The sequence below is a fragment of the Fodinicola feengrottensis genome (assembly GCF_039530045.1).
Classification (GTDB): Bacteria; Actinomycetota; Actinomycetes; order Mycobacteriales; family HKI-0501; genus Fodinicola; species Fodinicola feengrottensis.
The window spans coordinates 46,346-56,458 of the sequence record NZ_BAAANY010000042.1 but is presented as its reverse complement, the minus strand read 5'-3'; the positions used below and the strand labels follow the sequence as shown (position 1 = coordinate 56,458).

Here is a 10,113-nt window from a genome sequence, read left to right as displayed (position 1 = left end):
CTGATCGACCGAGATAGGTGGAAGGCATGTCGACGAACCTGCAGAAAGACGAACCGGGTGGCGCCGGTCGGGCCGCTCCGGACCGCTCCGGACCGCCGGTTCTGCGGCTGAGCGGGATTTCCAAGCGATTCGGCGCGGTGCAGGCACTGACCGACGTGGACCTTGAGGTGTACGCCGGTGAGGTGTTGGCGCTGGTCGGCGACAACGGCGCCGGCAAGTCCACGCTGATCAAGGTCGTCGCCGGTGTCAACGCTCCGGACGAGGGTGTGATCGAGTTCGGCGGCCGGCCGGTGAGCATTTCCCGCCCGCATGACGCCCAGCGCCTGGGCATCGCCACGGTCTATCAGGACCTGGCGCTCGCCGACAATCTCGACGTGGTCGGAAATCTTTTCCTGGGCAGCGAAATCTACCGGTGGGGCCTGCTGGATGAGGTCGCCATGGAGAAGAAGGCCCGCGAGCTGCTCGACACGCTGTCGATCAAGATTCCGAGCGTACGCATCCCGGTGGCCTCGCTGTCCGGTGGCCAGCGCCAGGTGGTCGCGATTTCCCGGTCACTGCTGGGAGAACCCAAGCTGGTCGTGCTGGACGAGCCGACCGCGGCGCTGGGCGTGGAGCAGACCGCCCAGGTGCTCGACCTGGTCGAGCGGCTCCGCGACCGCGGCCTCGCGGTGATCATCATCAGCCACAACATGGTGGACGTACGAGCGGTGTCCGACCGGGTCGCGGTTCTGCGGCTGGGCCGCAACAACGGCACCTTCGACGTGGCGTCCACCACCCAGGAACAGATCATCGCCGCCATCACCGGCGCGACCGACAACGCGGTGAGCCGGCGAGCGTCCCGCGACCACGCGCAGTCATGACACCGGCTAAGGCAGCGCAGCGAACGGCAGGGGAGCGAAAGTGACAACCAGCAAGCCGAGCACCACGCCGGTGCCGCAGGCGGCGCCGGCCGGGCCGGTCAGCCAGATCGACCCGCGACTTCTGGTACGGGAACAGGGTTTCAGCGGTTACCTGCAGGAGGCGCAGCGGCGGATCCGCGGTGGTGAATACGGCTCGCTGCCGGTCATCGTCGGTCTCATCCTGATCTGGGCGGTCTTCCAGTTCCTGAACCCGCGATTCCTGTCGCCGCAGAACCTGACCAACATCAGCCTCGACATCGTACCCACCGGCCTGATCGCGGTCGGCATCGTCTTTGTCTTGCTGCTCGGCGAAATTGACCTGTCGGTTGGTTCGGTCGGTGGCGCTTGTACGGCGATTTTGGCGGTAGTCAACGTCAACTGGGGCCTGAACGCCTTCGTGTCCATCCTGCTGGCGGTCGTCGCCGGCATGGCGATGGGCCTGCTCCACGGCTTCTTCTTCGCGAAGATCGGCGTACCGGCATTCATTGTGACGCTGGCCGGCCTGCTCGGCTGGAACGGCGTCATGCTGGTCGTCTTCGGCCTCGACGGGACGATCAACCTGGACTACAACGGCGGCGTCGTCCAGCTCACCACCACCTTCTTCGGGCAGACCATCGTGGGTTACTCGGTGGCCGGCGCGGTGGTGGCGCTCTACCTGATCTGGTCGCTGGTTTCACGCAGCCGCCGGCAGGCCGCCGGCATCCCGACCCGCAGCGTCAACGAGATCGTTATCCGCGCGGTCGGCATGGCGATCCTGCTGTTCGCGGTGGCCATTGTGCTGAACCTGTACAAGGGCCTGCCGCTGGCGCTGGTGATCTTCCTGGCCTTCGTGGTGCTGCTGGACTTCGTGCTCCGCAAGACCTCGTTCGGGCGCAAGGTGTTCGCGCTCGGCGGCAGCGTCGAGGCGTCCCGCCGGGCCGGCATCAACGTGGCCGCGATCCGGATGATGGTCTTCACCGTCTCCTGTGGCATGGCCGCGGTCGGCGGCGTGTTCTTCGCGTCCCGGCTGACCTCGGCGAACCAGTCCGGCCTGGACCAGAACGTGCTGATGAACGCGATCGCCGCCGCCGTCATTGGTGGTACGAGCCTGTTCGGCGGCCGCGGCAGCACGTACTCCGCGCTGCTGGGCGTCCTGGTGATCCAGTCGATCCGGTCCGGGATGGCCCTTGAGGGCATCGGAAACGCCATCCAGTTCATCGTCACCGGCGTGGTGCTGCTGGCCGCGGTGACCCTGGACTCGGTGTCCCGGCGCAGCCAGAAGGCATCCGGACGTGCTTAGCGTCGGACTATTGGTCGTACGAACAGGGACCTAGGACGGTAGTCACACCCACTCGGGTTGGTCGCTGAAAAGATAGGCCCTCGCCTGCTGGCGGGGGCCTATCTTTCGCATGATCAACTCTTCGTCATCACCCTGAAAGTGCAGGGATCGCGGTGATCAATCATCCTCGAAGGGGATGGCAGATTAGACTCGCGAGTTGCGTCAGCCAAAGACCTAGGAGGCCCGCTGGTGGAGCAGCAACGAAGCTTGCTCGAACAGATCGCCGGACCAAGAGACCTGCGCAGGCTGCCTGCGTCCGAGCTCCCGGCGTTGGCCAGCCAGATCCGCGAGTTCCTGGTCCAGAAGGTGTCCCGTACCGGCGGGCACCTCGGCCCGAACCTCGGTGTGGTCGAGGTCACGCTGGCGATCCACCGGGTGTTCTGCTCCCCGGCTGACCGGGTGCTCTTCGACACTGGCCACCAGTCGTACGTACACAAGATGATCACTGGCCGGCAGGCCGGGTTCGATGAGCTGCGACGCCGCGGCGGGCTGTCCGGCTACCCGAGCCAGGCCGAGAGCGACCACGACGTTATCGAGAACTCGCACGCGTCGACCGCGCTGTCGTACGCGGACGGCCTGGCCAAGGCGTATGCGCTGACTGGCCAGGGCCGGCACGTGGTCGCGGTGGTCGGCGACGGCGCGCTGACTGGCGGCATGTGCTGGGAGGCGCTGAACAACATCGCCGCCGGCAAGGACCGCCGGCTCGTCATCGTCGTCAACGACAACGGCCGTTCGTACGCACCGACCATCGGCGGCCTCGCCGACCACCTCGCCACCCTGCGGCTCACGCCCGGGTACGAGCGCGCGCTGGACATGATCCGTGACGTGCTGGACCACACCCCGCTGGTTGGACCGCCGCTTTTCGAGGCGCTGCACGGCATCAAAAAGGGTCTCAAGGACGTCGTCGCACCGCAGGGCATGTTCGAGGACCTCGGCCTCAAGTATATCGGCCCGATCGACGGGCACGACTGTGTGGCGATGGAGTCGGCGCTGCGCCGCGCCAAGCGATATGGCGGGCCGGTTATCGTGCACGCGGTGACCCGCAAGGGATACGGGTACGCGCCGGCCGAAATGGACACCGAGGACTGCCTGCACGGGCCGGGTGCTTTCGATCCGGAGACCGGAAAGTCGCTGGCCAAGCCGTCGGTGAAGTGGACCGGTGTGTTCGCCGACTCGCTGGTGGCGGCCGCCGAGCGGCGCCCGGACATCGTCGGCATCACCGCCGCGATGCCCGGCCCGACCGGCATCGCCGAGATGGCCCGCGTCTTCCCGGAGCGGGTGTTCGACGTCGGCATCGCCGAGCAGCACGCGGTCACCTCGGCCGCCGGCCTCGCGCTGGGTGGCATGCATCCGGTGGTGGCGCTCTACGCGACCTTCCTGAACAGGGCTTTCGACCAGACGCTGCTCGACGTGGCGATGCACAAGCTGCCGGTCACGTTCGTCCTCGACCGCGCCGGGGTGACCGGGCCGGACGGGCCGAGCCACTACGGCATCTGGGACTTCTCGATGCTTGGCATGGTGCCGGGGATGCGGGTAGCCGCGCCGCGCGACGCCGAACGGCTGGTGGAGGAATTCGCCGAGGCCGTTGAGGTGTCCGACGGGCCGACCGCGATCCGGTTCCCGACCGGGTCGGTGCCGGACCCGATCCCGGCGCTGGAACGGATCGGCGGCGTGGACGTACTCACCGCCCCGGCCAGCAAGGACGTGCTGCTGGTCGCCGTCGGCGCGTTCGCCGGGATGGCCGTCGAGGTGGCCGAGCGGGTCGCCGGCGAAGGCATCGGCGTCACCGTGGTCGACCCGCGCTGGGTCATCCCGATGCCGTCCACCGTCCTGGACCTCGCGGCCGACCACCGGTTGGTGGTGACGCTGGAGGACGGCGTACGTGCCGGCGGCATCGGCGCCACCCTCAGCCAGTCGCTGCGTGACCGCGACGTGGAGGTGGCCGTACGCGACCTGGGCGTACCCAAGGCGTGGCATCCGCACGGCACCCGCGCCCAGATCCTCGCCGACATCGGCCTGACCGCGCAGGACATCGCCCGCCAGGTCACCGGCTGGGTGTCCCGGCTGGACTCTCACCCGCTGTCTGTCCACCTCTCCTCCTCTTCCGACTAACCCTCCGTAATCGGCTTTTTTGCCGCATCGACGCTCACCGCACGCATCGCGTCGATGCGGCAACGACCGGCGGGAGATCAAGATCACCGAGGGTCAGCGGACCGGGGGAGCGGCGGCAAGGTAGGGTCGTCTGCGTCGGCGATCCGCACAGTCTTGCCTCGGATCGCATTTTGTAGTCGACCACCCACGCGCCGCGAGCCGTCAAGGGTTCGCGCCGGGCAGGACGACCCTTCCACGTACGGAGTAATCCATGGCGGCCCGCCGCCCTCGCAACGCGCCTTCAGCACGCCCTGTTTCGACCCCTTCAACCCCTACTGAAACTCAAGCACCACCTGTTTCGACCGCCAGCTTCGCCGAGTTGGGCGTACCGCAGGTTCTCGTCGACGCGCTCGCCGCGGCCGGCATCACCAGCCCGTTCCCGATCCAGGCGGCCACCCTGCCGGACACCCTGGCCGGCCGGGACGTGCTCGGCCGCGGTCGTACGGGCTCCGGTAAGACCTACGCCTTCGCGCTGCCGGTCCTCGCCCGGCTGGCGGCCAAGCCGGCCAAGCGCCAGCCCGGCCGCCCCCGCGCGCTCATCCTCGCCCCGACCCGCGAGCTGGCCAGCCAGATCGACGCGACCATCGCGCCGCTGGCGCAGGCCCTCGGGCTGCGGACGCTCACCGTCTTCGGTGGTGTCGGCGCGCGGCCGCAGATCTCCGGCCTGCGGGCCGGCGTGGACATCGTGGTCGCCTGCCCGGGCCGGCTCGCCGACCACGTGTCGACCGGCGCGGCCTATCTCGACGCGATCGAGATCACCGTGCTGGACGAGGCCGACCACATGGCCGACCTCGGCTTCCTGCCGGTCGTACGACGCCTTATGGACCTGACTCCGCGGCAGGGCCAGCGGCTGCTCTTCTCGGCGACGCTGGACGGCGGTGTGGACGTACTGGTCCGCCGGTTCATGTCCGACCCGGTGGTGCACAGCGTCGACTCGTCGCTGTCGCCGGTGGGCACCATGACGCACCACGTCCTGCACGTCAGCGCTTCGGACCGGCTGCCGGTGTTGGTGGACCTGACCGCCGCTCCCGGCCGCACGCTGGTCTTCACTCGTACGAAGCGGGGCGCGAAGACACTGGCCAAGCGGCTGGTTGCCTCCGGGGTGCCGGCGGTGGAGCTGCACGGCAACCTCGCGCAGAACGCCCGCAACCGCAACCTGGCCGCGTTTTCCGACGGTACGGCCAAAACGCTGGTCGCCACCGACATCGCGGCCCGCGGCATCCACGTCGACGACGTGGCCCTGGTGATCCACGCCGACCCGCCGATGGAACACAAGGCATATCTGCACCGCTCCGGCCGTACGGCCCGCGCCGGTGCCGCTGGCACGGTCGTCACGCTGGCGACCGACGACCAGGCGAGTGAGGTCCGCGACCTGGCTCGCAAGGCCGGCATCCGGCCGACGACTACCCGGCTGCGGGCTGGCGACGCGCTGCTGCAGAAGCTCGCCCCCGGCGAGCGGACCTTCGTCGCCCCGCCGCCGGCGCTGGCCGAGCCGCCGTCCGACCGCGCGCCACGGGCCCGCCGGTCCCCGAAGCCGCCGGCCGGTCGTACGAGGCAGGGCAACGACTCGGGGCGTACGTCGTCGTCGCGCTCTTCGTCGAGCCGCCGCTCCGGGTCGACTGGCGGTGGCCGTACGGCCTCGGCCGGCCAGCCGGGCGGTCTCGCCGCGTTCTCCTCGCGGGCCGGCGGTCGCCGGGGTCGCTGACCCCTCACCACCTCCAGCAAGTGTCCCTCGCCGGTTTCCGGCGGGGGACACTTCGCATTTCAGCCCGTCAGCTCATCCGGCCGGTGCGGTGATGGTCTGTGACGTACGCCCAGACGTTGTCGTCGCAGCTGGCCACCACCTTGTCGAAGGCGGACTGGTCGACCCGATAGGTCGTGAACAGCTCAAGCCAGCTGTCGCTCGAGGCGCGCGGATCCCATGCCTGGGTGGGAATTTGGATGTGATCCGACCGGTGGCTTTTGTCCTGGCTGGTGATCTTCAGGACGTCGGCGGATCCCCGATATGTGCGTAGCACCAAGCAAGGACGCCGCTTCGAGCCGGAACCGTCGGCGAAGGGCACCTCGGCCCACCAGATTTCCCCTGGATCAGGGCCGATGACCTCCCATTCGTCCGGCTCGTGGACCGGTTTGGTGGGTGGCCAGACGGTCGCGGCTGAGTCGACGTACGCGGTGGGTGCTCGCCGTTGGTGCGGTGGCCCGACGGGTGGCGGTCGTCGCGGCGCCGCGAAGCGATTCGGTCGAGACCGTGATGTCCGAACGCCCAGAAGGCAGGCGGCTGTGACGCCGACGATCACGACTGTCACGCATGCCGCCTCGCACAGCAGAGCCAGGATCGGGCTCCACAGGTCGTCCGCGGATAGTGCATTCATCGCTCGCCCCGCACCCCCGACCTGCCGCATTCGTCCGGTTCGAGCGCCCTCGGGTCCCGAACGAATCTGACATTCGCCCGCAAAGATACCGAACTGCAACGAGAGGCTCGTGGTCTTTGAATGGCTGTGTTAATCTTTGAACGTGCATTCAGATAATCAGACGTTCATTGAAACGGCCCGCCGGGCGCAGTTGGTGGACTGTGCGATCCAGGCGATCGCGGAGTGGGGATACGCGCGCGCTTCGATGGCCAAGATCGCCGCCCGGGCTGGCGTCAGCACCGGCGTGATCTCGTACCACTTCGGCAGCAAGGAAGAGCTGATCGAGCAGGTGGTGGCCACCGTGGTGACGGTCGGCAAGGAGGCCATCGAGCCGCACGTGAGGGCGGCTGGCGGAGCTCGAGCGGGCCTGCGGGCGCTGATCATCACGAACCTGGACTTCATCCGTACGCACCCGGCCTACATGCGCGCGATGGTCGAGATCATCGCGCGCGGCGGGCCGGTGGACGGCAGTGGTCCGTACGCAGGGCATGGCGATGCCGCGATCGAGGACGTGCAGAAGGTGTTGCACTGGGGGCAGCAGACCGGCGAGTTCCGGCATCTCGACACCCGGGTCGTCGCGGTCGCGCTGCGGGCCGCGATCGACGCGATCGCCACTCGGCTGAGCGCCGAGCCTGACCTGGATCTCGTCCGATATGGCGAACAGCTCGCCGACATGTTCGATTTTGCCACCAGAAAGGGACAATGATGACCGCGGCGCTGGAAATATCAGGCCTGCGCAAGAATTTTGCCACCAAGGTGGCGGTGGACGGCATTTCGCTGACCATCCCGGCCGGCTCTTTCTACGGCGTGCTGGGGTCAAACGGTGCAGGCAAGACCACCGCGCTGTCGATGGCGGTTGGCCTGCTGCGGCCGGATGCGGGGCGTTCGCTGGTGTTCGGCCACGACGTGTGGACCGATCCGGTACGGGCGAAGGCGTTGATCGGCGTGCTGCCGGACGGCCTCGCGATGCCCGAGCGACTGACCGGCCGGGAAGTGTTGACCTACCTCGGAATGTTGCGTGGAATCGACCGCGCCCAGCTGCGCAGGCGAGTCGACGACCTGCTCGGAGTGCTGGAACTCGACCAGCAGGAGAAGACCCTGGTCATCGAATATTCCACCGGCATGCGCAAAAAGATCGGGCTCGCTGTCGCCCTCCTGCACGCGCCTCGACTTTTGGTGCTGGACGAGCCTTTCGAGGCCGTCGACCCGGTGTCGGCGGCGACCATTCGGACGATCCTGCAGCGGTTTGTCGAAGGCGGCGGCTCGGTGGTCATTTCCAGCCACGTGATGGCACTGGTCGAGGGGCTGTGCGACCACGTGGCGGTGGTCAACGACGGCCGGATCGCGGCCGCTGGGCCGATCGCGGACGTACGCGCCAACCGGCCGCTGGAAGACGTTTTTGTGTCGCTGGTGGGCGCGAGCGCCCCACGGACCGAGGGGCTGTCGTGGCTTTCGCGCTGATTCGCATGAAACTGGCGATCCTGCGGCACGCACTGCGGGACAGTCAACGCGCGGTCTTGGTGGTGCTGGGTGCGACTTTCGGCCTGGTCGCCGCGGCCGGCACGATCTGGGGATCGCTGCAGAGCGGCCGAGTTCTGGCCGCCGCGCTGGCTTTGTGGACCTTTGGTTGGATTTTCGGTCCGGTCTTCACCGGGGGCGACGAGAGCCTGCGGCCGGAGTTCTTCTCGATGCTGCCGTCCACCCGGCGCCGGTTTGTCGGTGGCCTGTTGTCCGCGTCTTTCGTTGGTGTGGCACCGCTGGTCAGCCTGTTCGCGCTGCTGTCGCTGGTCGTTTACGGCGCTCACCTCGGAGTCGCCGCCGCCTTCGTCGCGCTGCCAGCGGTGGCTCTGCAACTGGCCCTGATGGTGCTGCTCGCCCGGGTGACGGTCGCACTTTTCGGACTGTTGCTGCGATCGCTCGCCGGCGCGATCGTCGGTGGTCTGCTCAACGCGCTGGTGATGGCGTTCGCCGCGCAGGGCTGGGCGGTCGTGCTGGCGTTCGCGCCAGCCGGCGGCCTGGGCTGGGTGGACGTGGTGCTGCGGGCGGTGCCATCGGGCTGGGGGATGGCCGCGGTCGAGGCAGCCGCCCGCGGTGACTGGGCGCGGGTTTTCGCGGCCCTGCTGGGTTTGGCGGTGCTGAGTGCGGGACTGTTCGGTGCCTGGATGCTGCTTTTGCCGCTGCGTACCGGAAATCCCCGGCTGCAAGGCAGTGCGCGGCGGCTGTTGGTGGCGCGTGGCACGCTGGGCACCGCGGTCGGAAAGGAATTGCGGAGTTGGACGCGGGACTTCCTGCGAGTCGGCATGGGAGTTTTTTCGCTCAGCTATGGCCTACTTTTCTGCCTCCTGCCGCTGGTGCTCGGCTGGATGGTCGAATTGCCTTTCGCGGGACTGATTTTCGTTGCGATGGCGGCCGCCACGGCGGCGAACCTTTACAGCACGGACGGCACCGCGCTTTGGGCGATCCTGCTGACGCCAGGTGCCGAGCGGGTGGACGTACGAGCGAGGCAGACGGCCTGGTTGCTCGCGGTCGGCCCGATCGCGCTGGTGGTCACCGTGGTGCTGACGGCGGGGAGCGGACAGACCTGGGCGTGGCCGCTGGTTTTGTCTTTGCTGCCGGCCATGCTCGGCGGCGGCGCTGGCGTGGTCGTGCTGGCGTCGGTTTTCGCCCTGATTCCCGGCACGGATCCGCAGAAGCGCGGCAACAATCCGCTCAGCCTCGGAGAAAAGGGCGGTGACGCGATGGGCCTCACGTACTTGCTGCTGGCCTGCGTGCCGTTGACCGGTGTTCCCGCGCTGCTCGCGACGTTCGTTGGTTCGTGGTGGGGCGTCCCGACCGGGATTGTCAGCGGAGCGCTGTGTTTCTGGGGCTTTGGCGCGCTGGCGATTCGCCGGCTGCAAGCCCGCGGGCCGGAACTGTTGAACCTGATGCGAATGGGCTCTACCGGCCGTGCGCAGTCCGAGCGGTCGCTCTCGATCAATCTTCCGGTCATGCAACGACTGCTGGTCGGCCTCTGCCTCGGTTTTGGTGCCATCCCCCTGATTCCGCAGGGCATCGTGCCGGCGGTTTCGTTGCTCGTCGGCAGTCGGACCCGCTCGTGGTTCCTCGCCTTGTACGCGCCGGCCGGCTGGCAGTGGCCGACCGCGCTCGCGATGGTGGCCCTCGGGCTGGCCATGTACGGGATCGGCGTGACCCTCATCGTCCGTGCCCGCAGGCGTACCGGCGCCCTCGCCTGACGGCCGCGATGCCTCATCACGTGCGTGGGCTGAATTTTCGTCGAGTGCGGGACTTTATCCCGCACTCGACGTCGAGTGTGGGGTTTTGTGCCGCACTCGAC

8 protein-coding genes are annotated in these 10,113 nt (G+C 68.1%); 7 read left to right on the top strand and 1 reads right to left on the bottom strand.

Annotation, left to right across the window (positions count from 1 at the left end; genetic code table 11):
• Positions 1–26: 26 nt before the first annotated feature.
• The 4 genes from ABD301_RS38515 to ABD301_RS38500 all read left to right on the top strand — a co-directional run bounded on the left by ABD301_RS38515 (position 27) and on the right by ABD301_RS38500 (position 6,073).
• Positions 27–860, top strand: coding sequence for an ATP-binding cassette domain-containing protein (locus ABD301_RS38515; protein ID WP_344315007.1), 834 nt, complete (start codon positions 27–29; stop codon positions 858–860).
• Between the two features lie 40 nt (positions 861–900).
• Entirely contained in the window at positions 901–2,178 is a 1,278-nt protein-coding gene (locus tag ABD301_RS38510) for a sugar ABC transporter permease (RefSeq protein WP_163568369.1), read from the top strand.
• A gap of 246 nt (positions 2,179–2,424) precedes the next feature.
• The gene (gene dxs / locus ABD301_RS38505) at positions 2,425–4,329 is read left to right on the top strand and encodes a 1-deoxy-D-xylulose-5-phosphate synthase (protein WP_344315102.1); all 1,905 of its coding nucleotides are present in this window, start codon (positions 2,425–2,427) and stop codon (positions 4,327–4,329) included.
• Between the two features lie 250 nt (positions 4,330–4,579).
• On the top strand, positions 4,580–6,073 hold the full coding sequence (locus tag ABD301_RS38500) for a DEAD/DEAH box helicase (RefSeq protein ID WP_425552019.1): 1,494 nt from the start codon (positions 4,580–4,582) through the stop codon (positions 6,071–6,073).
• A gap of 67 nt (positions 6,074–6,140) precedes the next feature.
• On the opposite strand, the gene ABD301_RS38495 is transcribed toward ABD301_RS38500, so the two are convergent.
• Positions 6,141–6,740 (bottom strand): type II toxin-antitoxin system PemK/MazF family toxin, encoded by a 600-nt coding sequence (locus ABD301_RS38495; protein ID WP_344315004.1) that lies wholly within the window; start codon positions 6,738–6,740, stop codon positions 6,141–6,143.
• Positions 6,741–6,882: 142 nt separating this feature from the next.
• On the opposite strand from ABD301_RS38495, the gene ABD301_RS38490 reads away from it, so the two are divergent.
• Genes ABD301_RS38490 through ABD301_RS38480 form a run of 3 tightly spaced genes read left to right on the top strand, consistent with a single transcriptional unit; the run spans position 6,883 to position 10,012 of the window.
• A complete protein-coding gene (locus ABD301_RS38490) occupies positions 6,883–7,485 on the top strand; it encodes a TetR/AcrR family transcriptional regulator (RefSeq protein WP_344315003.1) in 603 nt (200 codons plus the stop codon).
• On the top strand, positions 7,482–8,240 hold the full coding sequence (locus tag ABD301_RS38485) for an ABC transporter ATP-binding protein (RefSeq protein WP_344315002.1): 759 nt from the start codon (positions 7,482–7,484) through the stop codon (positions 8,238–8,240). Before ABD301_RS38490 ends, ABD301_RS38485 begins: the two co-directional genes overlap by 4 nt.
• Positions 8,225–10,012: a hypothetical protein gene (locus tag ABD301_RS38480; protein ID WP_344315001.1), complete on the top strand. Its 1,788-nt coding sequence runs from the start codon at positions 8,225–8,227 to the stop codon at positions 10,010–10,012. Before ABD301_RS38485 ends, ABD301_RS38480 begins: the two co-directional genes overlap by 16 nt.
• The last annotated feature ends 101 nt before the right edge of the window (positions 10,013–10,113 follow it).